Source organism: Subtercola lobariae, assembly GCF_014640255.1.
Lineage (GTDB): Bacteria > Actinomycetota > Actinomycetes > Actinomycetales > Microbacteriaceae > Subtercola > Subtercola lobariae.
The window spans coordinates 309,005-332,802 of sequence record NZ_BMGP01000005.1; the positions used below are offsets into that span (position 1 = coordinate 309,005).

Genomic DNA, 23,798 nt, shown 5'->3' on the forward strand with positions numbered 1-23,798 from the left:
TCGTCAGTCAGAGTTCGTCGTCGTCGTCGTCGAGTTCTTCGCCCCGCGTCGGTGATTTCTTGGCGGCCTGGTCGGCTTTGTCACGCTCATGGCGGCTCGGAACCATCGACATGACGAACAGCAGCCAGAGCAGCGCGAAGATGATGAGCCCGGCGATGAGATCGCTGAGCTGAAACGGGTAGAGGTGCCCATCGATCGATAGCACCAGTACGGTCTCGATCACCGCGAACGCTCCGAAGAACGCCGCGAGCACACCGCGCGTCAGTTTGATGCGGCGGCCTCTGCGGTGCATTTCGGTGCGCCTCAACTCCACCATCAACGCGAGCAGCAGCACGGGCAAGATCTGCGCGAGGGCGGTTGCCGTCGCCGAATCGAACAGCCTGATCATGAGTCGAGCGTAGTGGTTCACGCGCTGCCACTCGGACGTTGACGAGGCGCCGAGCATCCGGTATCGTTACATTATTCAACAGATTCATTGATAAAGAGAATGGTTGATTATGAACACTGAGAGCTCGCCGGCTCCGGATGCTCGCACCGAAGACGACCTCGACCGGGCCTTTCTGGCGCTGGCCGACCCCGTCAGGCGCGCCATTGTCGCGCGGCTCTCGCGCGGCGAAGCCACGGTGAACGAACTCGCTGAGCCGTTCGCCATGACCAAGCAGGCCGTTTCGCGGCACATTCAGGTGCTCGAAACGGCCGGGCTCATCACACGAACGCGCGACGGGCAACGCCGACCGTGCCACCTGCGGCCAGCAGCGCTCGAAGAACTCACGTCGTGGATCGATACGTATCGCCTCGAGGCCGAACGCCGATTTCGGCGGCTCGATAGTGTGCTCGAATCTCTGACCGCACCGTCGGCGCCAGTCTCTGCCGAACAACCAGCCACCACCGAATAACCAGCCACCACCGAACAATCGAAGGAGAAGGAATCATGACCAACCCCACTACCCTCACCGCGACGCCTGGGCTGCCCTACGTCGACACCGTTCGCGAATTCGAGGCGACCCCCGAACAGCTCTTTCGGGCGCAGACCGACCCCGACCTCGTTGCCCAGTGGCTCGGGCCACGCGAGCTCGAGATGACGGTGCTCGAATACGACGTGCGCCCGGGCGGCTCGTACCGTTACATTCATACCGACCCGGCCTCGGGCACCGAGTACGTCTTTCGGGGTGTCTTTCACACCGTGGAGAAAGCCACGCTGCTCATTCAGACCTTCGAGTGGGAGGGCGCGCCGGGCCAGGTATCGCTCGACACGTCGCGGTACGAAGACCTCGGCGGGCGCACGCGACTGCACCAACACTCGGTCTTTCCGAGCGTCGAGGTGCGCGACGCCATGGTGTCAAGCGGCATGGAGCGCGGCGTCGTCGACTCGATGAACCGTCTCGACGAGCTGCTGGCCGGCGCAGGTTTGCCGAGGTAGGGTGGTCGCAAGATCAGTGCAGATCGGAGAAACGTGCAGAACCCGTATAGCGTGACGCCCGCCGCGGTGCGGCATGCGGGTGAGATCGCATACGAAACACGCGTCGAAGCCGGCCTCTTCGTTCCCGGCGTTCGGCCCCTCGTCGAGGAGTCGTGGCAGCGTTCGCTCGAGCTGCACCTCGACCCCGACCGCATCGTTCCGAGCTTCGATCTCGACGATGAGGGGTTACGCGAGTATCGCAGGGAGCATCCGCTTTCGCTGGTGCTGCCGGTCATCCATCGCCTGCTCATTCAGCACACCTTCGACACCGGGCTGATCATCGCGGTGGGCGACCAAGCCGGTCGCCTGCTCTGGATCGACGGCGACCGCGAGTCACGACGCACGGCGGAGGGCATGCTCTTCGTCGAGGGCGCAAACTGGTCTGAAAAGTCGGTGGGCACGAGCGCGCCAGGCACTGCGCTGGCGCTCGACCACGGTATTCAGATCGGCGGCGCCGAACACTTCTACCGCATCGTGCACCCGTGGAGCTGCACAGCCGTGCCAGTGCACGACCCCGCAACCGGCGATATTCTCGGCGTCGTCGACATCACCGGGGGCGACAATGCCGTTCTGCCGACCACCCTCCCGCTGCTCGAAGCTGCGGTCGCAGCGGCAGAGGCTGAGCTGCGCATCCATCAGCTCACCGCGCGCGAGCATACGCGCGCCGCCCCTCGAGTGATCACCCTGCAGAGCCCGGTTCGTGTTGTGTCGAACCGGCCGCCTTCTCGGGCGCGAGGCAGTTCGGCGGCTGAACCGCAGTCTCAACCGTCGACGGATGCCCTGCAGCTCTCAGTGCTGGGCCGCGAACTCGGGCGGCTGACCTCGGGCTCTCGTGTCATCGAACTCAGCGCGCGGCACTCGGAGATACTCACGCTGCTCGCCTGGCACCGACACGGGCTCTCTGCCGAGCAGCTCGCCGACAAGCTCTACTCGGGCGCGGGCGCCAATGCGCACTCGGTGGCCACGCTGCGTGCCGAGATGGTGCGGTTGCGCGCGGTTCTCGCCGACACGCAGACCGGGCTACAGCTCTCGTCGCGCCCGTATCGGCTGAGCGGCCCGCTCGACCTCGATGCGCATCGCGTGCTCGCGTTTCTCGAACGCGGGGCGCACCGGGTGGCGCTGGCTGCCTACTCTGGCCCGGTGCTGCTCGGCTCCGCCGCTCCGGGAATCGTCGAAATTCGGGCCGAGGTGAGCAGCAACGTTCGCGAGTCACTGCTGAGCGACGGGTCGGTCGAGGTTCTGCTCGACTACACCCGCAGCGACGAGTGCGCTTACGACCGCGAGGTGTGGGTGCAGTGCCTGCAGCGGCTGCCGGCGAGATCGCCGAAACGGGCATCCGTGGTCGCCCGCATCGAACGCATCGACGCCGAGCTGGCGCGCTAAAGCGTTCGCGGCCGCAACTCGGTGCAACGTAGCCGCAACCGGGCTCGACGTACCGTGGTGCCAGGCGCCCGACGTGGGTGCCCCTCGACAACGACGTCTAAAGGATGAGACACATGACGGTCTACGCAGCACCGGGAAACCCCGACGCGAAAGTCACCTTCAAACCCCGCTACGAGCACTGGATCTGCGGCGAATGGTCGAAGCCCGTCAAGGGCCAGTACTTCGAAGACATCTCGCCGGTCAACGGCAAGCCCTTCGCCGAGGTCGCACGCGGCACCGCAGAAGACATCGACAAGGCTCTGGATGCTGCGCACAGCGCGGCCCCGGCGTGGGGTCGAACCTCCCCCACCGAACGAGCGGCGGTGCTCAACAAGATCGCTGACGTCATCGACGCGAACCTCGAGCTGCTGGCCGTGGCCGAGACCTGGGACAACGGAAAGCCCATTCGCGAGCCGCTGTATGCCGACCTGCCACTGGCATCCGACCACTTCCGATACTTCGCGTCGGCCATTCGCGCCCAAGACGGCGATCACGCCGAAATCGACCATGACACCGTGGCGTACCAGTTTCACGAGCCGCTCGGGGTCGTGGGGCAGATCATCCCGTGGAACTTCCCTATTCTGATGGCGGTTTGGAAGCTCGCCCCGGCGCTGGCCGCCGGCAACGCGATTGTGCTGAAGCCGGCCGAGCAGACCCCTGTGTCGATTCTGGTGCTGATCGAACTGATCGGCGACATTCTGCCGCCCGGGGTGCTCAACATCGTCAACGGATTCGGCGTGGAGGCCGGCAAGCCGCTCGCGTCGAGCCCGCGCATCCGTAAGATCGCGTTCACTGGTGAGACCAGCACCGGGCGACTCATCTCGCAGTATGCGAGCGCGAACCTGATTCCGGTGACTCTGGAGCTCGGCGGAAAGTCGCCGAACATCTTCTTCAGCGATGTGGCCGACCAGAACGACGCGTTCTACGACAAGGCGCAAGAGGGATTCACCCTCTTCGCTTTCAACCAAGGCGAAGTCTGCACGTGCCCGAGCCGCGCGCTCATTCAGAAGCCCATTTACGACTCGTTCCTCGACACAGTGACCACCCGTACGGCCAAGGCGATTCAGGGCAACCCGCTCGACACCGACACGCAGGTCGGTGCTCAAGCGTCGAATGACCAGCTCGAGAAGATTCTGAGCTACCTGGATATCGGCAAGCAAGAGGGCGCGAAGGTGCGGCTCGGTGGCGAGCGCGCCGATCTCGGCGGCGACCTGGCAGAGGGCTACTACGTGCAGCCGACCATCTTCGAGGGCAACAACAAGATGCGTATCTTCCAGGAGGAGATCTTCGGTCCGGTCGTTGCGGTGACCTCGTTCGATGACTACGACGACGCCATTTCCATTGCGAACGACACCCTCTACGGTCTCGGCGCTGGCGTTTGGTCGCGCAACGGAACCGTCGCGTATCGAGCGGGGCGTGACATCCAGGCCGGTCGGGTGTGGATCAACAACTACCACGCCTACCCCGCGGGCGCAGCGTTCGGCGGCTACAAGAGCTCGGGCATCGGCCGCGAGAACAACAAGCTGGCGCTCGACCACTACCAGCAGACGAAGAACCTGCTCGTGTCGTACAGCGACAACGCGCTCGGCTTCTTCTAAACCGCTGCCCTGGGCGGGGCAGCATGGCGCATCCGTCGTTCGCGGCGTACCGTAAACCACAGAGAGAAGGTCTCATCATGATCGATGCAGCAGTCACACTCGAGCACGAAACGCAGTCGCGCGTGGCGCTCAACGACGCGAGCGTCGAGCTGCTGCGCAAGCTGTGGCAGCAGTACGGGCCGCTGATGTTCCATCAGTCGGGCGGATGCTGCGACGGCAGTTCACCGATGTGCTACCCCGCTGGCGACTTTCTCACCTCCGACAACGACGTGCTGCTCGGCCGCTTCGACATCGGCAGCGAACCGTCGCTCGACGCCGATGGAGTCGCGGGTGGCTCTCAGCCCATCGAGTTCTGGATGTCGCGTGAACAATTCGGCTACTGGAGCCACACGCACCTCACGGTCGACGTGGTCAAGGGTCGCGGAAGCGGCTTCTCGGTGGAGGCCCCCGAGGGCGTGCGCTTCATGATCCGCTCGAAGCTGATGGACTCGGCTACGCCCTTCGAGTAATCCGCTGGCCGCGCGCACCAGCGTTACGGCGCGAGTGTGCGCGCGGCCGCCAGGCCCTCTGCGGTGGCGCGCACGGCGTCGACCGAACGGGCATCCTTTGCCCCGCCCACCACTGCGAACGGAATGCCCGAAGCCTCGAGTTCTGCCTCGAGTGGGTTGTGCGACTCTTGGCCGGCGCACACGACGACGGTGTCGGCGCGGATGCTCAGCTTTTCACCTTCGGGGCCGAATACCTCCACCGCGGTGGGGGTGATGCGGCGGTAGTGCACTCCCCCGAGCATCCGTACGCCTGCGTCTTTCAAGCGACCGACCGCTACCCAGCGTGAGCTGATGCCGATTCCGTCGCCGAAGCGGCCTGACCGGCGTAGCACGGTGACGAGTTCGCCGGCGCGCGGCTGCGGGCGGTTGGCGCTGACGGCCGGGTTGCGTTGAGCGACGCCCGCGCCCACCAGCCCGGTCGACGGCAGCAGCCCGTAGCGGCGGGCGAACTCGAGCGCGCGGTCTGCTTCGGCGCTCGGTTCGGTGAGGTACGCGGCGATGTCGACGCCGATGCCGCCGCCGCCGATGATGACGACGTGGCCGTCGGGCACGCCCTCGCGCAATGCTCGCTCGTAGCTGATGACGTGCGGCAGGTCGGCTCCGTCGACCTCGATCGCGCGCGGAACAACCCCCGTGCTGAGGATGACCGCGTCGAACGGGCCCCCGATCAGGTCTGCAGCTCGGGCGGTCGTGCCGAACCGGAGGGTCGCACCGAGGTCGCGCAACTCGGCGATGGCAGCCCTGGCGGTGGCCGCATAGTCTTCTTTTCCCGGAATACGCGCCGCCAACCCGAACTGACCGCTGGGCTCGGCGCGGGCCTCGAAGAGCGTCACGTCGTGTGCGCGGCGAGCTGCGTCGACCGCCGCCGCGAGCCCTGCCGGGCCCGCCCCCACCACGGCGATACGTCGCGGGCGCACGGTGAGCGTCAACGGAAATCGGCTCTCGTTTCCGGCCCGGGGGTTCACTAAGCACGACACTCGTGCACCCACCAGCGAACGGTCGATGCACGCCTGGTTGCACCCGATGCATGTGTTGATCAGGTCATACGTTGACTCCCGGCTGCGCGCCACGATCTGCGGATCGGCCAGAAACGGCCGCGCCAGAGCCACGGCGTCGATGAGCCCACCCTGCAGCACTTCTTCGACGTCGCGCAGGTCGGTCATCCGGTTGCTGGCGATGACGGCAACCCGGCGCGACCCTTGGGCGTGCGTCACGAATTTCGGCGAACGTGGGGCACCGGATGCCCGAACCACCCCCGCGATGCGCTCGGCGTAGCCCAGCCAGGCCCCGTGCGGCACCGCTGCCTGCACCGTCGGAACCCGCGACTCGTGCCACCCCACCCCCACGCTGATGGCGTCGACACCGCCCTCAACCAGCTCCCGCACGAGCTCGTCGACCTCGTCGGCGCTGCTCGACCCGGGCATGAGGTCGTCGCCAGAAATGCGCACCGTCACCGGTACCCCTGACGCCCTCTCAGCCGCGGTGTTCTCCGCCGATCGAGTCGCGGCCGGGCCCGCGTCGGGGACCGCGTCGACAGCCGATAGCGAGACACGGAACCCTACCGCGGCGCGCACCGCCGCCAGCACCTCGCGTGCGAAGCGGCGGCGGCGCCGCGCGGTGCCGCCCCACTCGTCGTCGCGCAGGTTCGTCAGCGGCGAGCAGAACTGGTTGATCAGGTACCCCTCCGACGCCATGATCTCGACGGCGTCGAACCCGAGCGCCACGGCCACGCGCGCGGCCGAAGCGAAATCGCCGATCGTGCGCCAGATTTCATCGTCGTTCAACTCCCGGGGAATGGCGCCCCGAGCAGCCCGCCACGGCACCGCCGACGGCGCCACCTGTTCGAGCGGCGATCCATCGGCCGCAGTGAGCCCGTCGAGCAACGCGTAGCGCCCCGCATGAAACAGCTGCGCCGAAACCAGACCCCCAGCCGCATGAACGGCTTCGACCGCGTGGGCGAGCCGAGCATCCGTCGCCGCTTCGCCGAGCACCGCGTAGTCGGCCGCCCCACGCCCCTCGGGGCTCACCGCAAGGCCGCCCGTGATGATCAGCGCCGCGCCACCCTCAATCCGCTCGCGCCAGAACGCGGCCAGCGCCTCTCCCCCGTCGTCGACGAGCTCGAGCCCGGTGTGCATGCTGCCCATCACCACTCGATGCGGTACCTCGAGCGCTCCCAGCCGCCACGGCGAAAACGTGCGGCCGAGTGGATGCCCGGCAGCACCGCCTCGAACGGCCCCCGTCGCCGAACTCACCCCTCGTCTGACGCAGCAGCAGCCGCCCCGAACACCGCATCGTGCAGGTCGCCCGTCGTGTCGCTCCAGAACGGCGGAGCCACCACCGTGAGCCCGCCGTCGACTGTCAGCGTCTGCCCGGTGATGTAGCCCGCAGACGGCGACAGCAGAAAGTCGATGGCCGACGCCATGTCATCGGCGGTTCCGGGCCGGCCGAGCGGCAGCTTCTCGATCACCGTCGACATCGGCGCCATGCCGGGCACCCGGTTGTAGAAGAAGTCGAGCGAGTCGGTGTCGATCAGCCCGCCATTGACAGCGTTCACGGTGATGTTACGCGGCCCGAACTCGGTAGCCATGTACTTCACGTACATCTCGGCCGCCGCCTTCGCCGCCCCGAGCGAGGCATAGGTGGGAAACGCGCGAAGGGAGCCGTAACTGGTCACCACGATGATGCGGCCGCCCGCGGCATCCATCAGCTCTACAGCGCGCTGCGCACCGAGCACGAACGAGCGAACGTTCATCGCCCAGTTGCGGTCGAGGTGGTGCAGCTTGAGCTGCGAGACGGGCTTGAAGGCACTGGCTGCCGCGTTCGCAACGAACATGTCGAGTCGACCGTACTTCGCGCGCACCGCGTCGAACATGGCGTCGATGTCGTCGGGCTCTTCGATGTTCGCCTGAACGGTCATGCCGTCGGCACCCGCCGCCCGAACCTCGCTCAGAGTCTCTTCGGCGAGATCGGCGTTCGACTTGTAGTTGACGACCACGTCGATGCCGCGCGCGGCGAGTTTCAGCGCGAGAACCTTGCCGATTCCGCGCGAACTGCCGGTGATGAGGGCGACAGGCGCCTGTGAGGTGGATGCCATGCGGCGGTTTCTCCTTGTTCTCGTGCGATGTTCGTATCGGGCTATGAGGGAGAGCACAGACGAGTGCTCTCCCGCCCAGCGGCGCTTTCTAGTAGACGGCCGTGCCGTTCAGCACCGACCGCGCCACGACCTGCTTCTGAATTTCGTTCGTGCCCTCTTCGAACCGCGGCGCACGTGCATCGCGGTACACCCGCTCGATGGTGTTGCGCTTCCAATACCCCTGGCCGCCGTGCACCTGCAGTGCCTTGTCGGTGACGCGTGTGATCATGTCGACCGCGATCATCTTCGACGCACTCGAGAGGATGCCCGCATTTGCCGCCCCCGTCTGAAACGCCCGCGCGGCCTCGAGTACAAGCGCCCGCGCTGCAGCGATGTCGGCATAGTTCTCGGCGAGCATGAACTGAATCGCCTGGCGCTCGGCGATCTTCTTGCCGAACGTCTCGCGCCGGTTGGCGTACTCGACCGCGAGTTCTTGGGCCCGCTCGGCCAGCCCCACGCAGCTCATCGCGACAGAGACTCGGCTCGGCAGCAAGAAGCCGCCGAGCGTCACGGCGAGCCCGTCGCCCTCGTCGCCAAGCCGTGCCGATGCCGGCACCCGAACATCCGTGAACCGCAGAATGGCGTGATCGGTGCCTCGAATGCCCATGGTCTCTGAATCGTCGACGACCTCGACGCCCGCCAGCCCCGTGTTCGGCAGCAGCAGCGCCACGAAACCGTCTTTGCCCGTCGACCCCTCGATGCGCGCGGCCATCAGCCAGTAATCGCATTTCACGCCGAACGTGATCAAGTGCTTCTCGCCGTTCAGCACGTACGAGTCACCCTCGCGGCGAACCGTCGACCGAATATCGGCGCCCGACCCGGCGGTCGCCTCGGTCAGCGTGAAGGCCACGAGCACATCACCCGCGACCGACGGCTTGATGATGTTCTCGCGCTGCTCGTCGGTTGCGAACGGTTCCATCGCCCGCCACGTTCCATTGATGACGTGAACCAGCATGCGCACCGACCCGTGCGAACGGGAGAAGATCTCCATCAGTTCGAGATACCGGTCGAACGGAATGCCCTGGCCGCCGAGATACTCAGGGGCGGCCAGCGAGAAGTACCCGCGCGACTTCAAATCGCCGAAGAGCGAGGCAGGCACCGAACCCGTCTTCTCGATGGTGTTCGCGTACTCTTCGCCGGGCCCGCGAACCCAATCGTCGATTTCGTCTTTCAGGGCCGAAAACGACTCTTCGGTGAAACTCACTGCCGTCACTTCTCCTTGGTCTGTTGAGAGACGAGAGCGCCACGCACGAGTGCGGCGGCGCGTTCCCGCAGTATATTCTTCTGGATCTTTCCCACCGCGTTGCGCGGCAGCTCGTCGATGAACTCAAGCCGCTCGGGCCAGTAGTACTTCGATACGCCGTTGGCGCCGAGGTACGACTGAACGTCGCCGAACGTCACCTGCATCGCGTCAGGCGACGAGGCTTTCGCCGGCACAACGAAAGCGCAGGCGCGCTCGCCGAGCCGGGCATCCGGCATCGCCACGATTGCCACGTCAGAGATCAGCGGATGCTGGTAGAGCAGGTTCTCGATCTCGACAACGGGTATCTTCTCGCCGCCGCGATTGATCACGTCTTTCACCCGGCCGGTGATGTGCAGGTAGCCGGCCGAGTCGACCACCGCGAGATCGCCCGTGCGGTACCAGTGGTCTGGCGTGAACACATCTGCGGTGAGATCGGGGCGGTCGAGGTAGCCGCTGAACATGGTGGGTGAATGCAGCTCGTAGTTGCCCTCGATTCCGCGGGGCATTTCCCTGCCCTCGTCGTCGACGATGCGAATCCGGATGCCCGGCAGCGGCCGCCCGTCGGTGCCCCACGCATCATCGGCGAGGTCGCCGGGCCCGGCCAACGTACCGAGGCAGGTCTCGGTGGTGCCGAACGCACCCAGTACCGCGGTGCCGAGCACGTCGCGGGCCTCCCGCGCTAGAGCGCGGGGAACGGCCGAGCCGGTGGCAACGAACATCCGCAGCGTCTCGGGTGCAGCGGCGCCGTCTTTCACTGCACCGACGAGATCGTCGACGAAAGCCGCCGCGGCTTGTACAAAGGTCGCCCTCGCTTGGCCGAACGCCTGGTCGAGGGCGATCTGGGCGCTCCACACCGGCTGTATGACCACCGCGACCTTCAGCCGCCAGGCCAGCAGCATGCCGTACAAGAAGCCGGTCTGGTGGGCCAGCGGTGACGGCACGTAGATGCGGTCAGTCTCGTCGAGCCCTGACTGGCCCACGTGCAGGGCCGTGGCGACGCTCAGCGTGCGGTGCGTGTGCTGCACGCCCTTCGGCTCACCGGTGGTGCCCGAAGTGAAGAGCAGCTGGCACACGTCGTCGGGGCGCGGAGCTCGTGACTGAATGAGGTCGGTGTCGGGGCTGACCGATTCGAGGGCCTGGTCGTAATACCGCCAAGTCCAGTTCATTGCGGCGAACGCGTCGGCCGCGTTCTCGGGAATCGGCGGCACGTCGGTGGCGATGTCGACGCTGTGCCGCTCGTCTGTGCGCAACACGATGATCTGTTCGAGGGCGAGCGGGCGACGGTTGATGCGAGCCTCTTCTGCCGCGTCGAGCAGCTCGATCGAGGGCCGGCGCTTGCGAAAGACGTTGGGCAAGAAAATGACGCGGGCACGCGACCGTGACAACGTCATCGTGGTCTCGCGCGGGCCGAACACGGGCATGATCGGCGTGGCAACTGCGCCGATCTGAACGATGCCGAGCGTGATCGCCACGAATTCGCTCCAGTTCGGTAGCTGCAGTGCCACCGACTCGCCCCGCTGCACACCCAGGTCGAGCAGAAGGGCAGAGACACGGTCGGCCTCGGCCTGCAGTTCGGCCCAACTGGTGCTGATGGGCGACTCGGCGCCGACCTCGACGATCGCCGTCTCATCCGGCGCCTCGGTCGCGAGTCGGCGCACCTGCTCGGTGAGTACGAGAGGCCGGCCCGCCTCGATCTCGGCGGCGAGGGCCGCTGCCGCTACCGCCGCGTCTCGCGCGGTCGGCAATGCTGTCGCACCGGTCGGAGTGTTCTCGTCGCCAGACTCGCCCGTTTCGGCGATCTCCTCTTGACGGGTGAAGCCCACCTCGTTGTGTGTCAGCTCGGTGGTCGGAGCCGCTGCCACGTCGATGTCGAGCCCGATGGTATTCATCGCCTCGAGAAATGCGGGGTACGAGATTCGGTAGGCGCGTGGATAGGTCAGGCTCGACATGCCGCTGGCGGTGGTCGCCGCTACCGACAGCGACATCAGCACCCGGTGATCATTGAAGCTCGACATGGCCGCGCCATGCAGCGTGTCGACGCCCGTGACTCGCAGTTCATCCGTCTGCTGCTCTGCCTTGCCGCCCAGACGGTTCAGCTGCAGCATCGCGGCGACGCGGTCAGACTCCTTGAGGCGAATGTGCCCCACGTTGTGCAAGCGACTCGTGCCGTCGGCGAATGACGCCATCGAGGCGAGCACCGGCAGCAGGTCGGGAATCGGCTGGCAGTCGATGTCGATCGACCGCAGCCTGATTCCATCGTGCTGAATGCGCACGAACCCCGTTTTCGCGTCTTTCTCGAGCGGCACGCCCATGGCGGTGGCCAGGTCGAGAAATTCGGCCTCTGGATGATCGGTCTCGCTGGCCTTCAGCGCAGACAGGCCGCGGAACAGCACATTCGACGGGTGAATCGCCGCCGCCGCGATGCCGAACGCGGCCGACCCGATGTCGGGCGGAATCGTATAGCTCGTCGGCACCGCCGTCTGGTTCGCCGCAACACGATAGGTGAGCCAGTCGTCGGAGTGCTCAACGGTCAGACCGAACAGGCGCATCATACGAACGGTGAGCTCGACGTACGGCTGCTCGTTGAGCGCTCCGCCGGTGACGTGAATGGTGGTGTCGGTCGAGGCGAACGGAGCGAGCAAGAGCAGGCCGCTCAGCCATTGCGAGAGCGTGCCCGCAATGCTGACCTCTCCGCCTCGCGGCCGCCGCGGTTGTACGGTGATCGGCGGGCAGTTTCGGTCTGAGTCGAGCTGCACGCCCATGTGCGTGAGCGAATCGAGCAGGGCCTTGATGGGCCGGCGGCGAAAGTACTTCATGCCGGTCAGCGTCATCGGCCGGTCGGCCAGCGCCGCAAGGCCCACCATGAAGTACAGCGTCGTTCCCGACGAGCCCACGTTGAGCAGGCCCTCTGCACCACGCGACCCGTGGTCGACGATCGGCGCGGCTCGATACGGGCCGCCGGTCACGATGTAGTCGTCGCCGACGACGCGGATGCTCGTGCCGAGCGCCCTCAGCACGCCGATGGTCCACTCCACCTGCCGCGTGGTCGAGATGCCCGAAATGACGCTTGTTCCGGGTGCGAGTGAGGCGAGCACCAACGCGCGATGTGCGTGGTATTTCGAGACGGGAATGTCGAGTTCACCCTCGAGGGAGGTTGATGTTCCACGAACCACGAGCTGCATAGCTACCCCTTCTCGCATGGCGTCACCCCGAGATTGCGGGGGTCAATGCGCGAAGAATCCGAAGAGTCCGGCGGTGCGATGCGAGCTACAGTGCTCTCTTATTTTCGCGATAGACGAAGCAAGCCAGGGGCAGCGTTTTCGTTTTTCAACCTACGCCTCACAACCATTTCTCAGCAAATCCAGGCTAGTGAGTTGTGATTTCACCACAACTGGGCACCGACCGCGTCTGTAGACAACCGAGAACCTCACGAATCTCGGAATACGCCGGCCAGCCCTGTGCGGCGAGCCGCCGTGCGGCTAGCCGCGCTGCGAACTACTGCGCGCCGTAGCCTCCGACGGGGCTGAAGCCGGCGGGCAACGCGAACGGGTCGACGATTCGGGATGAACGGTCTGAGAGTTGCACCAACGCTGTCAGCTCGCTCGCGGCACGAGCGATGCGATCGGGCAGGGCCGTAGCGGTTTCTCCGTTTGCGGGCGTGACCGCTCCGCTGCCCCAATCGCTCGAAGCCGCGTAGACCGAGGTGGGCACCACGATGGCATGCAGGTACGTGAAGAGCGGGCGCACGGCGTAATCCAGAGCGAGAGAGTGCCGCTCGGTGCCGCCCGTCGCCGCGATCAGCACCGGTAAGTCAGTGAGTGCGGTGGGCTCGATGATGTCGACGAACGACTTGAAAAGCCCGCTGTAACTCGTCGTGAAGATGGGAGTGACAGCGATGAGGCCATCGGCTGAGGCCAGAGCATCCAGAGCCTTCTGCAACGTCGGAGCCGCGAAACCGGTCAGCAGGTTGTTGGTGATGTCGTGCGCGAGGTCGCGCAGGTCGATCACCTCGGTGGTCACGTCGACACCCTTCTCGGTGAGCCGGTCGACGGTGGCCGTGGTGAGCCGGTCGGCCAGCAGCCGTGTCGACGACGGCTGGCTCAGCCCGGCAGAGACCACCACGAGGGTGCGTTCGGGTCTGGCGGCGTCAGTGTTGATATCGGCGCCAGAGTTCACTGCGTTCTCGGCCATGACTAATTGGCCTCAGACGCCACAGCTGAGACGGCATCAGCCGAGACGGCATCAGCCGTCACGGCGTCAGCCGAAGCGGCGTCGGCCGAAGCGACGATGGACTCACGTGCGGCCACTTCTGCAGCATCCCGAGCCGCGACCAGCGAAGCATGCGTGGGGCCGTCGGGCACCGACGCGGGGCGGTTCTCGGCGAACTCCTTGCGCAGCACCGGCACCACGTCTTCGCCCAAGAAGTCGAGCTGCTCGAGCACCGTCTTCAGCGGCAGGCCAGCGTGATCCATCAAGAAGAGCTGGCGCTGGTAGTCGCCGAAGTAGTCACGCATCGAGGCGTACCGGTCGATGACCTGTTGCGGGCTGCCCACGGTGAGCGGGGTCTGCTCGGTGAAGTCTTCGAGCGACGGCCCGTGCCCGTAGACCGGAGCGTTGTCGAAGTACGGACGGAATTGGTTCACTGCGTCTTGCGAGTTCTTCGCCATGAACGCCTGGCCGCCGAGGCCGACGATCGCCTGCTCGGCAGTGCCGTGGCCGTAGTGCTCGAAGCGCGAGCGGTAGTAGCCGATGAGCTGCATGTAATGCTCCTTCGGCCAGAAGATGTTGTTCGCGAAGAATCCGTCGCCGTAGTAGGCAGCTTGTTCGGCGATCTCGGGTGAACGGATGCTCCCATGCCACACGAACGGAGGCACACCGTCGAGCGGGCGAGGCGTCGACTGAAAACTCTGCAGCGGGGTACGGAACTTGCCCTCCCAGTTCACGTAGTCTTCGCGCCAGAGCCGGTGCAGCAGCGCGTAGTTCTCGATGGCGAGCGGGATGCCCTCCCGAATGTCTTTGCCGAACCACGGGTAGACCGGGCCAGTGTTTCCGCGGCCCATCATCAGGTCGACTCGGCCGTCAGCGAGGTGCTGCAGCATCGCGTAGTCTTCGGCGATCTTCACGGGATCATTCGTGGTGATCAGCGTGGTCGCCGTGCTGAGCAGCAGTTTGTCTGTCTTGGCCGCGATGTAGCCGAGCGTCGTGGTGGGCGACGAGGAGAAGAAGGGCGCGTTGTGATGCTCGCCGAGCGCGAACACCTCGAGGCCGACTTCTTCGACCTTCTGCGCGATGGTCACGATGTTCTTGATGCGCTCGTGCTCGCTGGGGGTGTGGTTGGTCGTGGGGTCAGTGGTCACATCGCTGACGCTGAAGATTCCGAATTGCATGATGCCCTCTTTTCTTTCGCTGCAGGCATCGCCGACTTGAGCAATGTCTATGCGTTTGCATCGATATTCGAGTCAACGACCACGGTAGCCAAACTATTCCCGCTCATTCTGACCACTTCAGCGTATTCGAAATCGGCTCCCGCGTGAGGCTCGCGGGCCCTCAGCTGAGGCGGTTCTGACAGAGTGAAGCCGCGCTCGCCGAATGGGCCACCGCGTCAAGGGCGTGACATCTGATACCCGACACGGTTGGCTGACTACCATGACTCGCACACGCTGGATCTTCGCCGGCCAGCTCGGCTCGCAGTTCGACGACGGCGGCCGCATGCTGCTCGTCGAGGCGAGGTCGGTCTTCGGGCGCCGGCCCATGCACCGCGCCAAGGCGCATCTGATTCTCTCGGCGCTGCGGCACCGGGTCGCCGAGCTCGGCGACCGCGTGGAGTTTCATCAGGTAGACCACTATGGCGAGGTGGTCAACGGGCGCACTGACCTCGAAGTGATCGACCCCACTTCATACAGTGCGCGCCGTTTCGTGCGAAAGCTCGGCGCCGAAGTGCTGCCGAGCCGTGGCTTCGTGACGAGCGAAGCAGATTTTGCGCGATGGGCGGGCGCACGCCCTGGCAAGCGGCTGCTGCTCGAAGACTTCTACCGTTCGGTGAGGCAGCGCACGGGCATCCTGATGCAGGGCGACACCCCCGTCGGCGGCAAGTGGAATTTCGACGCGAAAAACCGGCACGCACCACCCAAGGGCGCCGTCACTCTTGGCCTGCCCGACCCCTGGTGGCCCACCGAAGACCACATCGACGCCGAAGTGCGCGAAGATCTCGACCGCTGGCAGGCTGACGGGTTGGTGCAGTTGGTCGGTGCGGATGCTCCTCGGCGCTTCGCCGTCACCGAAGCCGAGGCGAACCGTGCTCTTGACGACTTCATCGGCAGCCGCCTGAACGATTTCGGGCCGTTCGAAGACGCCACCCTGACGGGCGACTGGAGCATGGCCCACTCCCTGCTCAGCGCGCCCCTCAATCTCGGCTTGCTGAACCCACTCGAGGTCGCTGAACGTGTCGCCGCGGAGTATGACGCTGGCCGCGCACCCCTGGCGAGCGTCGAGGGTTTCGTGCGCCAGATCATCGGCTGGCGTGACTACGTGTGGCACCTCTATTGGCACCTCGGCGAGCAGTACCCGCGCACGAACAACTACCTCCAGGCCACGAATCCGTTGCCTCGCGCGTTTCTCGAACTCGACTCGGCCGCTGTCGAGGCGAATTGCCTGAGCCAGAGTATCGAGGGCCTGAACGCGCGCGGCTGGGCCCATCACATTCAGCGCCTCATGATTCTCGGCAACTGGTCGTTGCAGCGCGGCTACGACCCTGCCGCCCTGAGCGACTGGTTCACCGACATGTTCATCGACGGCACACCCTGGGTCATGGCCGCCAACGTCATCGGAATGTCTCAGCACGCCGACGGCGGCATCGTCGCAACCAAACCGTATGTCGCTGGCGGTGCTTACCTCAACTCGATGACCGACTACTGCGGCGGCTGCCGATTCAACCCGAAAGTGCGTCTCGGCGACGACGCCTGCCCCTTCACCGCCGGCTATTGGGCCTTTCTCGACCGCAACGAACGTTTGCTCGCCTCGAACTTTCGCCTGAAGATGCCGTACGCCTCCCTTCGCCGCCTGCCCGACCGTGATGCCATTGCGATGCAGGAGCGCGTGCGCGACCGCTTCTGATCGGGCTGAGCCCGCGACCACCGCGCCGCCTCGACGGCGTGATCGCCGTGCGTTCACACCTCGAAGTCGGCGGCCGAGGCAGCGCTGAGGGCGTGGGCGATGCGCTCAGCGAAGCCATCGGAGTGCGGCGGCAGAGCATCCATAGCGAACCAGGCGGCCTCGGTGTTTTCGCCGTCAGCCGGGTACGGGATACCCGAGACCCACGTCATGCGAAACACGATGTCGAGGTACTGCGCCTGATCACCGTTCGGATAGGTCATGGGCGGCAGCACGTGCACCCACGCCAGCCGCTCGGCCACGGCCACGACGCCCGCCTCTTCGAGCACCTCGCGTGCGGCGGCGACCGCGGGTTCTTCGCCCGGGTCGATGATTCCGGTCACCGGAGTCCAGGCGCCGGTGTCGCCGCGCTTCACCATGAGCAGGCGGCCGTCGTGCTCGACGACCGCCGTGACACCGCTCAACCACAGGGTCTCGTGACCGACTTTCGCACGCAGGGCCAGAACGAAATCGGGGGTCGCCATGGCTCGAGCGTACCGTTTCGTGCGACGCGCCCGATCGTTTGCACCCTCGGCGGGTTCGTCTTGACAGCAGAGAAGACCAGACCCGCTAGACGACGCCTCGGGCACACCATGCCAGGGCGGAGACGTCGAACGAACCTGCGGGCACGAGCTCGGCGCAGCGAGCTCGCAGAGCGGCGCGCTCGTCGGTCGACAGCCTCGAAACGTAGCCGCCCGCCGGGCCCACCCCGAGCAAGTATGGCTGCCACCAATCGTCGAACGATTCGTACTGCCTGGTCACCGTGAGGCTCGACGATTCGACGCCCGACAAACCCGCCTCGACGAAGAGCCGCCCAAGATCGCCGTCGCTCGTGCCCGGCATGCTCGACTCCCCCGGTTCATCGGGGTCGAGGTCGTGCACGGCTTGCCAGAAGGTGGCGAGCGGGCCGCGGTCTCCGGCGTGATCCCAGACGCAGGCTGCGACGAGACCACCGCGTCGAGTAACTCGTGCCATCTCACGAACGGCGGCCTGAGCATCCGGTATCAAGTGGATGACCAGCTGAGCGAGCACGACGTCGAACTCTTCGGCCTCGAAGGGCAGCCGTTCGGCGCCGGCGAGTCGCACGTCGACCGCGGGCAGGCGCTGCTTCATCGCCTCGACGAACGATTCCGACGGGTCGATGGCCGCGACCGCTGCAGCGCCGAGTCGTTCGACGAGTTGTTCGGTGAGTGCTCCCGCGCCAGACCCCACGTCGAGAGCGCGCTGGCCGGGTCGCACGCCAGACCAGTCGGCGAAGAGGCCGGCGAGGGGTTCGGAGAATCGGCCCATGAAACTCAGGTATGCAGCCGCCGTGACGTCGAAGCTCATGGTCTCACCGTAGTCGTCGATGAAACCGCTAACCGGAATAGCAAGTTCCGTTTATACTGACGATAGCGGAATCACCCATTCCGTTTGTGCTCAACCCGAACGCGCGTGCAGCACCGCGAGATGGAGTAACCGTGAAAGTTCTCGTGTACGGCGCCGGCATTCTCGGCAGCCTCTACTCGGCTCGCCTGCACGAAGCGGGGCACGAGGTGTCACTGGTCGCCCGCGGCGCGCGTTTGGCGGCCTTGCGCGAGCACGGCGTGCAGCTCGCCGAGGGCGAGAGCACGGTCATCCGATCGGTCGCCGTACCCGTCACCGAACGGGCGATGGGCCGTTACGACGTGACCCTGGTCATCGTGCGCTCGCACCACGTGGAGGGCGTGCTCGAGTCGATCGCCGACCTCAGCCGCGGTGATGGCGACAGCGGCGACGTACTGTTCTTACTCAACTGGGCCGGTGGGCTGCAGCCGCTCGCAGCGAAAATCGGTGCCGAACGCGTTCTGCTCGGCTTCGCCAACGCCGGCGGAACGATGCACGAAGATGTCGTGCGCTACCGACCGAGTACGCCGCTCACCCGTTTCGTTGCGATGCCGATCGGCGAACCCGGGGGCGGCACTACCGAGCGCGTCGAGCGCGTCGTGCAACTCTTTCGTTCGGTCGGGTTCAGGGCCAAACCCGAGCGTCAAATGGATGCCTGGCTCAAAACTCATGCCGCCTTCGAAGTTCCGCTCAGCCAGGCTGTGCACGAGGCGGGCGGCCTTGAGGCGCTCGCCAGGCATCCCGACGCCCTTCGCTCGATGATCAAGCAGATGCGACTCACGCTCACCGGCTTGGCGTCGCGACCGGTACCGCGCGCCTTCAGCGCCCTGATCGTTGTTCCCGAGTGGATGCTCGTGCGGGTGTTTCGACGGTTCTTGCGGAGTTCTGCGGCGTCGCCCCTCGCGAGCACCTCGCCCGCGGTCTTCGCTGAGGTCGAGTTTTTGGCTGAGCAGCTGCGCGCATCCGCGGGGCGGGCGAGCTGATGGGCGGCACGGATGCTGCGGACGCCGGTACCGCTCGCTCTCGCCCTCGCTCTCGCCCTCGCCCGAAACGCAAGGATGCGGCGCTCAACAACGAACGACTCGTGCAGGCAGCGCGTGAAGTGTTCGCGCGAAAAGGTCTCTCGGCGACCCTCGAAGACATCGCCGCGCAGGCGGGCGTCGGCGTAGGAACGGTGTACCGCAACTTCGCCAGCAAACGCGAGATCGTCGAGACGCTGTACGACGAGGCGATCGAATCGGCCTTGGCCGATGTGCAAGACGCGTTGGCGATCGAAGACCCGTGGCAGGCCATCGTGGCGTTCTTCGAGGTGACCGCGGCCAATCAGGCTCGAGATCGAGGCCTCGGTGAGACCCTCCACGGCCCTGGTCACGGCCCCGGGGCTGCCGGGCCCAGCCAGCTCGCGGCGGCGACGTTGGTGGCGACGCTGCAGCCGCTGTTCGAACGAGCTGCCGCCGCTGGAGTCATTCGCGACGGCGTCACTGCCACCGACATCTGGCCCATCTTCACCATGCTCAACAGCGTCTACGGTCTGAGCGAGGCGAACCCAGACCTCTGGCGGCGGTACCTCACGCTCCTGCTCGACGGCCTGCGCGCCACCGATCGGGGCGCTCTGCCGGTGCCACCGCTCGACGTCGCCGCATTCACCGCGGCGGTCTCGCGTGCTGATTCGGGCACCGGCTGAGGTGCCGACTCGGGCGCTGACGCGAACGCTGATTCGGGCACCGCCTCGGGCGCTGACGCAGGCGATGATCCAGGCACCATCTCGAACGCTGACTCGGGCACCGACTGAGGGCCGTTCGCTCAGGCAGACGTGACGACGAAGATGCAGAACGGATGCCCGGCCGGGTCGGCATACACGTACAGCGGCTCTTCGGCATCCGTCGACCGATCGTCGAGCACACGCGCACCGAGAGCCAACGCATGCGCATGCTGCTCAGCGAGCTCGTCGGCGGAAGCGACCGAGAAGTCGAGATGCAGCATCTGCGGGCGCGGGCCCTCCGGCCAGGTCGGCTCGGGCAGGCTCGCCACCTGCTGAAACGCGAAACGCCAGCCGCTGCCGGAGTCGAGCAGCGTGACCCAATCGGCACCGGCCACGTCAGGCGACCCGTCGGTCGGCGGCTCATCGCCCGCGCGGTACTCGAGGCCGAGCAACTCGCGGTAGAACTCGGCGAGCCCCCGCGCATCCTCTGTGTCGAGCACAACCTGGCGAATCGATGGGGTCAATCGCTTCGAAGTGGCCATGCTCCATTCTTGGCGCGGGCCGCGCGGCGGCACAACCCCCGCGGCAACGCGCGGGCGCGGATGCTCACCCGGCAGCTAACGCTCACGCCCAGCGATCGCCTCGCGGGAGCCGTTGCCCCCGTGGCACCTCACTCGGCAGCGATCCCCCCGTAACACCCCACGCGGCAGCGATCGCCTCACGCGGCAGCCAAATGGAACGTCTCCGCAAAGCGGTCGAGCAGCTCACGGCGCCCATGCAGCACGTCGACCACACCCGTCTCAATGGCGCGTTCAGGGGCGAGCTCGCCCGAAATGAGCCGGCGAAACCCTGTGCCGGCCGCAAAGGCGACATCTACATCACCGCCCCCGCGCGTCACATCGAGCGCAGACCCATTCACCCGAATCACCAGCTCGGCACCACCAAGCCGCGCTCCGTACGCCGTCGGGGGCAGCTGCGCAGCAACCACGGGGCGAAAAGCGGTTCGCAGGTCGATGGTCATCGAATCGGGCGTGATGACTTGCTCGTCGCGTGGGTCGCCCAGCGCCTTGAACCCCCACGCGCCGAGCGCGAGCACGACCGGCTCGAGTTCACGCCCATACGGAGTCAGCTCGTAGACGATGACGCGCGATCGCGGGGCTCGCCGAATCACCCCGGCCGCCTGCAACTCCTTGAGCCGCGCCGCCAGAATATTCGTCGGAATTCTGGCCAGCCCCGAAGCGAGCTCCCCATACCGCCTGGGCCCCACGAGCAGATCCCGGATGATCAGCAGCGCCCACCGCTCACCCACCAGCTCGACGGCCCTGGAAATGCCCGAGTACTGCCCGTAATCGCGTGCTGCCACGAGTCTCTGCAGACCTCAGCTCTCAGGCCTGCTGGCTGAGATACGCCTCAGGGCCTTGTTCGGCGGCCACCGGATCCATCCAGCCGAACTCGATGATGTTGCCGTCGGGGTCGGTGAGCTGGCGCTGGTACATGAAGCCGTAATCAGACGCGGCCTGCGCCTCCGTGCCACCCGCCGCGAGGCCGCTCGCCACAGCGCTATCGACCTCACCACGAGTGTCGACGAAGATCGCCGTCGACACCGAAACCTCTTTCGCGGGGTCGCCGATAGGCCGCTCGCTGAAGGTCTGAAAGTAGTCGCGCGTCAGCAGCATGAAGGCGCTGTGGTCTTGCTCGACAATGACGCAGGCCGCGTTGTGGTCGGTGAACTTCGGGTTGACGGTGAATCCGATGGCGGTATAGAACGTCTTCGCGCGCTCAAGATCGGTCACCGGCAGATTGACGAACATCGCGGTCATAGTAAATCTCCTCATGCATTCGGTTCTCGCTCGTTCGATATGAACATCCTCAACACTTGCAAAAAACAAGTACCACGTCAATACCTCGCGGCCGAACAGCCGTCTACGACCCGCTCGGGTCGGCCCACATCACTCGCAGACCACCCAGAGACGCGAATGCGGCGTCGGCCGTGACGAGCACAGCGTTTTCAACGATCGCCTGAGCCGCGAGCATCCGGTCGAATGGATCGCGGTGCTCCCACTCGATCTGCGCGGCGATGAGCGCATGCTCGCCTGAAATCGGCAGCTCGCGGGCCCCGAGCGTGCTCAGGTGCCGAGCGAACGCGGCCAGAAATGGCCCGGCTTCGGCGAACTTTCCTTTGCGAAACTTAATTCCCAATTCCCACGGCGTCACCGCAGACACCAGCAGTTCATTCGCGGGGTCTTCGATGAGCCTGACCGCCAGCGCCGGAATACGGCCCGGCGCTCGAACGGCCCAATAGAACGTATGCGAATCGAGCAGCAGGATCACTACACACCCCACGCGGCGAGTTCGTCGTCGCTCATCGGCTCCCAGAACGACTCCGGCAACTCTGGCCCCGGAGCGAACCCGAGCTGGCGACGAGGTGCTCGCTCAACAGCTTTGAGTGTCGCTATCGGACGCCCACTGCGTGCCAGAACGAACTCTTCGCCGCGCTCCACGCGCGCCAACAGTTCAGAGAGTCGAGTCTTCGCATCTTGCACATTCACCATCTCGGTCATACTGACCAAGTCTAGTTGGTCAACAAGTGATTTCACCAGGATCTGCACCTTTCTTGCGGGCGTTTGAGCCCGCGTCACGCATCCGAGATTATGCCGCCGTTCCTGGCGAATCTGCGCAAATCTCTGCGTTGTGGAAAGCCCGCAACTCGTGGAATATGTGGAGAAGCGTGACCAGCACTGATGGATGCGCCGGCGCGCGGCGAGCATACGAAAGAAGGTCGAATCATGACGATCATCCACACGCTCAGCGTCAGTGCGGTGTCAGACCTCGAGGTTTCAGCCGAGTGGTACGAACGGATGCTCGGCGAACCCCCGACGAACGTGCCGACGCCGGGCATCCTCGCCGAGTGGCGCGTCACGTCGAATGGATGGCTTCAGGTGACTGTCGACGCGGCTCGCGCGGGCACCTCGATGGTCAACCTGGCCGTCGACAACCTCGCCGCGACCATTCGCGATCTCGCATCACGCGGCATCTCGGCGGGCGAAACCCAGCACGCCAACACGGGCGTAGATCTCGCCACCCTCACCGACCCCGACGGCAACACCATCACCCTGATCGGCAACTTCCGCGAGCACTACTAAGCCCTGTCGTGGTTCAACTTGCACGATGACGCCGGATGTACTCTTCGAGCGCTTCGCGAGCGATCGCCGAGACGGGTCGACCTTCCTCGGCCGCCAGCGCGTCGGCATCGGAACGCAACTGAGCCGTGAGTCTGAAGGCAACACTCGGCGACGATCCCGACTCGCCGAGGGACGGGCGACCCGCCTTCTTTCGTTGCTCGCTGTACTGGGCGGTATTCTCTTCGGTCATCGGCCGGCCGTCAGGCCAGTTGTGAATGACCTTGTCGAGGTCTGCGTCTTCATCGACGAGCTGGTCGTTGTCGGTCACGTTGTACTTGCTGGTGTCAGTCATTTCGAATCCCCTTTGTGAAATATGTTGGCATGACGTGGATGATGAGAACGAGGTCTTCGTCGGGCCGTGGTGATCCGACAATCTCGAGTTCACGTCCACGATCATCCGACCCGACCCACAGAAGCGTGCCGTCACCCTGCAGGGTCGGCTCGCCTGCGGCTTTCAACGCTTCCCAGGCGGCGGCGCGGCCTATTCGATGCCTCCGAGCAGATCGGGTGAACTGGTATTTCATAGAGTGATTTTAGTTTGACAAAATGTTTTCGTCAAACAAAATGAGCGTAGATTGATCCATACCGCATGCCACGCAATCAGATGGCAGGCGCAAGCGGCTCGGATGTAGCGTGGAAGCATGACGCTGAAGTTCGAAGAGATCGTTGTAGATTGCCGCGACTTCCGTACGCTCGGGCAGTGGTGGGCGGCCGCGCTCGGCTGGAGTGTGCTCTATGAGAACGAGGGCGAGCTCGAGATTCAGAATCCCGACGGCTCGCACCCGACGCTGCTGTTTTTGAATGTGCCGGAGTCGAAGACCATCAAGAACCGCCTGCACTTCGACTTCGTGCCCGACAACCAGGCCGACGAGGTGGCGCGGCTGCTCGCCATGGGCGCCCAGCGCGGCGACATCGGCCAGGGCGAGCAGCCGTGGGTGGTCATGACCGACCCCGAGGGCAACGAATTCTGCGTGCTTTCCGCACGCGACTAAGGCTA

Annotated in this window: 26 protein-coding genes; 10 read left to right on the forward strand and 16 right to left on the reverse strand. The window is 65.4% G+C overall.

Annotated elements, in window-relative coordinates; translation table 11 throughout:
• Nucleotides 1-7: 7 nt before the first annotated feature.
• Nucleotides 8-388, reverse strand: a complete 381-nt coding sequence (locus IEX24_RS14605; protein ID WP_203586028.1) for a hypothetical protein — start codon at nt 386-388, stop codon at nt 8-10.
• Between the two features lie 109 nt (nt 389-497).
• Between IEX24_RS14605 and IEX24_RS14610 the strand changes: the two genes are divergently transcribed.
• The 5 genes from IEX24_RS14610 (at nt 498) to IEX24_RS14630 (ending at nt 4,988) form a co-directional block, all read left to right on the forward strand.
• Nucleotides 498-896 (forward strand): ArsR/SmtB family transcription factor, encoded by a 399-nt coding sequence (locus tag IEX24_RS14610; protein ID WP_188679415.1) that lies wholly within the window; start codon nt 498-500, stop codon nt 894-896.
• A 35-nt stretch (nt 897-931) separates the two neighbouring features.
• Nucleotides 932-1,420 (forward strand): SRPBCC family protein, encoded by a 489-nt coding sequence (locus tag IEX24_RS14615; RefSeq protein ID WP_188679417.1) that lies wholly within the window; start codon nt 932-934, stop codon nt 1,418-1,420.
• Between the two features lie 33 nt (nt 1,421-1,453).
• Entirely contained in the window at nt 1,454-2,842 is a 1,389-nt protein-coding gene (locus IEX24_RS14620; protein WP_188679419.1) for a GAF domain-containing protein, read from the forward strand.
• A gap of 113 nt (nt 2,843-2,955) precedes the next feature.
• Complete coding sequence (gene exaC, locus IEX24_RS14625; protein ID WP_188679421.1) at nt 2,956-4,479, forward strand: acetaldehyde dehydrogenase ExaC; 1,524 nt, start codon at nt 2,956-2,958, stop codon at nt 4,477-4,479.
• Nucleotides 4,480-4,556: 77 nt separating this feature from the next.
• Nucleotides 4,557-4,988: a DUF779 domain-containing protein gene (locus IEX24_RS14630; RefSeq protein ID WP_188679423.1), complete on the forward strand. Its 432-nt coding sequence runs from the start codon at nt 4,557-4,559 to the stop codon at nt 4,986-4,988.
• Between the two features lie 23 nt (nt 4,989-5,011).
• Here the strand turns inward: IEX24_RS14630 and IEX24_RS14635 are convergent, their stop codons facing one another.
• The 6 genes from IEX24_RS14635 to IEX24_RS14660 all read right to left on the reverse strand — a co-directional run bounded on the left by IEX24_RS14635 (nt 5,012) and on the right by IEX24_RS14660 (nt 14,790).
• Nucleotides 5,012-7,279 carry an FAD-dependent oxidoreductase gene (locus tag IEX24_RS14635; protein ID WP_203586029.1) on the reverse strand — a complete coding sequence of 756 codons (2,268 nt, stop codon included), beginning with the start codon at nt 7,277-7,279 and terminating at the stop codon, nt 5,012-5,014.
• Complete coding sequence (locus IEX24_RS14640) at nt 7,276-8,121, reverse strand: SDR family oxidoreductase (RefSeq protein WP_188679425.1); 846 nt, start codon at nt 8,119-8,121, stop codon at nt 7,276-7,278. The genes IEX24_RS14635 and IEX24_RS14640 overlap by 4 nt, the downstream gene beginning before the upstream one ends.
• An 88-nt stretch (nt 8,122-8,209) precedes the next feature.
• Entirely contained in the window at nt 8,210-9,364 is a 1,155-nt protein-coding gene (locus tag IEX24_RS14645) for an acyl-CoA dehydrogenase family protein (protein WP_203586030.1), read from the reverse strand.
• 5 nt (nt 9,365-9,369) lie between these two features.
• Nucleotides 9,370-12,585, reverse strand: coding sequence for a 3-phosphoshikimate 1-carboxyvinyltransferase (aroA, locus tag IEX24_RS14650; protein WP_188679429.1), 3,216 nt, complete (start codon nt 12,583-12,585; stop codon nt 9,370-9,372).
• A 313-nt stretch (nt 12,586-12,898) separates the two neighbouring features.
• Nucleotides 12,899-13,594 carry an FMN reductase gene (locus IEX24_RS14655; protein ID WP_188679431.1) on the reverse strand — a complete coding sequence of 232 codons (696 nt, stop codon included), beginning with the start codon at nt 13,592-13,594 and terminating at the stop codon, nt 12,899-12,901.
• 2 nt (nt 13,595-13,596) lie between these two features.
• A complete protein-coding gene (locus IEX24_RS14660; RefSeq protein ID WP_188679433.1) occupies nt 13,597-14,790 on the reverse strand; it encodes an LLM class flavin-dependent oxidoreductase in 1,194 nt (397 codons plus the stop codon).
• 259 nt (nt 14,791-15,049) lie between these two features.
• Here IEX24_RS14660 and IEX24_RS14665 point away from each other — a divergent pair, with 259 nt between their 5' ends.
• Complete coding sequence (locus IEX24_RS14665; RefSeq protein ID WP_188679435.1) at nt 15,050-16,516, forward strand: cryptochrome/photolyase family protein; 1,467 nt, start codon at nt 15,050-15,052, stop codon at nt 16,514-16,516.
• Nucleotides 16,517-16,569: 53 nt separating this feature from the next.
• On the opposite strand, the gene IEX24_RS14670 is transcribed toward IEX24_RS14665, so the two are convergent.
• Nucleotides 16,570-17,037: an NUDIX hydrolase gene (locus IEX24_RS14670; RefSeq protein WP_188679438.1), complete on the reverse strand. Its 468-nt coding sequence runs from the start codon at nt 17,035-17,037 to the stop codon at nt 16,570-16,572.
• Between the two features lie 85 nt (nt 17,038-17,122).
• On the reverse strand, nt 17,123-17,881 hold the full coding sequence (locus IEX24_RS14675) for a class I SAM-dependent methyltransferase (protein ID WP_188679440.1): 759 nt from the start codon (nt 17,879-17,881) through the stop codon (nt 17,123-17,125).
• 131 nt (nt 17,882-18,012) lie between these two features.
• Between IEX24_RS14675 and IEX24_RS14680 the strand changes: the two genes are divergently transcribed.
• Both IEX24_RS14680 and IEX24_RS14685 read left to right on the forward strand, forming a co-directional pair.
• Nucleotides 18,013-18,900 carry a ketopantoate reductase family protein gene (locus IEX24_RS14680; RefSeq protein ID WP_188679442.1) on the forward strand — a complete coding sequence of 296 codons (888 nt, stop codon included), beginning with the start codon at nt 18,013-18,015 and terminating at the stop codon, nt 18,898-18,900.
• 101 nt (nt 18,901-19,001) lie between these two features.
• The gene (locus IEX24_RS14685) at nt 19,002-19,601 is read left to right on the forward strand and encodes a TetR/AcrR family transcriptional regulator (RefSeq protein WP_188679444.1); all 600 of its coding nucleotides are present in this window, start codon (nt 19,002-19,004) and stop codon (nt 19,599-19,601) included.
• 119 nt (nt 19,602-19,720) lie between these two features.
• Here the strand turns inward: IEX24_RS14685 and IEX24_RS14690 are convergent, their stop codons facing one another.
• From IEX24_RS14690 to IEX24_RS14710, 5 genes are all read right to left on the reverse strand, one after another.
• The gene (locus tag IEX24_RS14690) at nt 19,721-20,161 is read right to left on the reverse strand and encodes a VOC family protein (protein ID WP_188679445.1); all 441 of its coding nucleotides are present in this window, start codon (nt 20,159-20,161) and stop codon (nt 19,721-19,723) included.
• 176 nt (nt 20,162-20,337) lie between these two features.
• The gene (locus IEX24_RS14695; RefSeq protein ID WP_188679447.1) at nt 20,338-20,982 is read right to left on the reverse strand and encodes a winged helix-turn-helix transcriptional regulator; all 645 of its coding nucleotides are present in this window, start codon (nt 20,980-20,982) and stop codon (nt 20,338-20,340) included.
• A gap of 22 nt (nt 20,983-21,004) precedes the next feature.
• On the reverse strand, nt 21,005-21,439 hold the full coding sequence (locus tag IEX24_RS14700; protein WP_188679449.1) for a VOC family protein: 435 nt from the start codon (nt 21,437-21,439) through the stop codon (nt 21,005-21,007).
• Nucleotides 21,440-21,542: 103 nt separating this feature from the next.
• Nucleotides 21,543-21,962 carry a type II toxin-antitoxin system VapC family toxin gene (locus tag IEX24_RS14705; RefSeq protein ID WP_188679450.1) on the reverse strand — a complete coding sequence of 140 codons (420 nt, stop codon included), beginning with the start codon at nt 21,960-21,962 and terminating at the stop codon, nt 21,543-21,545.
• On the reverse strand, nt 21,950-22,180 hold the full coding sequence (locus IEX24_RS14710) for a type II toxin-antitoxin system Phd/YefM family antitoxin (RefSeq protein WP_188679452.1): 231 nt from the start codon (nt 22,178-22,180) through the stop codon (nt 21,950-21,952). The genes IEX24_RS14705 and IEX24_RS14710 overlap by 13 nt, the downstream gene beginning before the upstream one ends.
• A 225-nt stretch (nt 22,181-22,405) precedes the next feature.
• Here IEX24_RS14710 and IEX24_RS14715 point away from each other — a divergent pair, with 225 nt between their 5' ends.
• Nucleotides 22,406-22,762 (forward strand): VOC family protein, encoded by a 357-nt coding sequence (locus IEX24_RS14715; RefSeq protein WP_188679454.1) that lies wholly within the window; start codon nt 22,406-22,408, stop codon nt 22,760-22,762.
• Between the two features lie 13 nt (nt 22,763-22,775).
• Here IEX24_RS14715 and IEX24_RS14720 read toward each other — a convergent pair whose 3' ends face one another.
• Nucleotides 22,776-23,093 (reverse strand): YlcI/YnfO family protein, encoded by a 318-nt coding sequence (locus tag IEX24_RS14720; RefSeq protein ID WP_188679456.1) that lies wholly within the window; start codon nt 23,091-23,093, stop codon nt 22,776-22,778.
• Entirely contained in the window at nt 23,086-23,325 is a 240-nt protein-coding gene (locus IEX24_RS14725) for a hypothetical protein (protein ID WP_188679457.1), read from the reverse strand. The genes IEX24_RS14720 and IEX24_RS14725 overlap by 8 nt, the downstream gene beginning before the upstream one ends.
• 117 nt (nt 23,326-23,442) lie before the next feature.
• Here IEX24_RS14725 and IEX24_RS14730 point away from each other — a divergent pair, with 117 nt between their 5' ends.
• Nucleotides 23,443-23,793 carry a VOC family protein gene (locus IEX24_RS14730; RefSeq protein ID WP_188679459.1) on the forward strand — a complete coding sequence of 117 codons (351 nt, stop codon included), beginning with the start codon at nt 23,443-23,445 and terminating at the stop codon, nt 23,791-23,793.
• The last annotated feature ends 5 nt before the right edge of the window (nt 23,794-23,798 follow it).

Coding starts and splice junctions, on each gene's coding strand:
- IEX24_RS14700 (WP_188679449.1), bottom strand. CDS start 21,439: ATGACCGCGATGTTCGTCAATCTGCCGGTGACCGATCTTGAGCGCGCG.
- IEX24_RS14605 (WP_203586028.1), bottom strand. CDS start 388: ATGATCAGGCTGTTCGATTCGGCGACGGCAACCGCCCTCGCGCAGATC.
- IEX24_RS14615 (WP_188679417.1), top strand. CDS start 932: ATGACCAACCCCACTACCCTCACCGCGACGCCTGGGCTGCCCTACGTC.
- IEX24_RS14725 (WP_188679457.1), bottom strand. CDS start 23,325: ATGAAATACCAGTTCACCCGATCTGCTCGGAGGCATCGAATAGGCCGC.
- exaC (WP_188679421.1), top strand. CDS start 2,956: ATGACGGTCTACGCAGCACCGGGAAACCCCGACGCGAAAGTCACCTTC.
- IEX24_RS14710 (WP_188679452.1), bottom strand. CDS start 22,180: ATGACCGAGATGGTGAATGTGCAAGATGCGAAGACTCGACTCTCTGAA.
- IEX24_RS14665 (WP_188679435.1), top strand. CDS start 15,050: ATGACTCGCACACGCTGGATCTTCGCCGGCCAGCTCGGCTCGCAGTTC.
- IEX24_RS14660 (WP_188679433.1), bottom strand. CDS start 14,790: ATGCAATTCGGAATCTTCAGCGTCAGCGATGTGACCACTGACCCCACG.
- IEX24_RS14675 (WP_188679440.1), bottom strand. CDS start 17,881: ATGAGCTTCGACGTCACGGCGGCTGCATACCTGAGTTTCATGGGCCGA.
- IEX24_RS14655 (WP_188679431.1), bottom strand. CDS start 13,594: ATGGCCGAGAACGCAGTGAACTCTGGCGCCGATATCAACACTGACGCC.
- IEX24_RS14690 (WP_188679445.1), bottom strand. CDS start 20,161: ATGGCCACTTCGAAGCGATTGACCCCATCGATTCGCCAGGTTGTGCTC.
- IEX24_RS14730 (WP_188679459.1), top strand. CDS start 23,443: ATGACGCTGAAGTTCGAAGAGATCGTTGTAGATTGCCGCGACTTCCGT.
- aroA (WP_188679429.1), bottom strand. CDS start 12,585: ATGCAGCTCGTGGTTCGTGGAACATCAACCTCCCTCGAGGGTGAACTC.
- IEX24_RS14630 (WP_188679423.1), top strand. CDS start 4,557: ATGATCGATGCAGCAGTCACACTCGAGCACGAAACGCAGTCGCGCGTG.
- IEX24_RS14715 (WP_188679454.1), top strand. CDS start 22,406: ATGACGATCATCCACACGCTCAGCGTCAGTGCGGTGTCAGACCTCGAG.
- IEX24_RS14670 (WP_188679438.1), bottom strand. CDS start 17,037: ATGGCGACCCCCGATTTCGTTCTGGCCCTGCGTGCGAAAGTCGGTCAC.
- IEX24_RS14610 (WP_188679415.1), top strand. CDS start 498: ATGAACACTGAGAGCTCGCCGGCTCCGGATGCTCGCACCGAAGACGAC.
- IEX24_RS14720 (WP_188679456.1), bottom strand. CDS start 23,093: ATGACTGACACCAGCAAGTACAACGTGACCGACAACGACCAGCTCGTC.
- IEX24_RS14640 (WP_188679425.1), bottom strand. CDS start 8,121: ATGGCATCCACCTCACAGGCGCCTGTCGCCCTCATCACCGGCAGTTCG.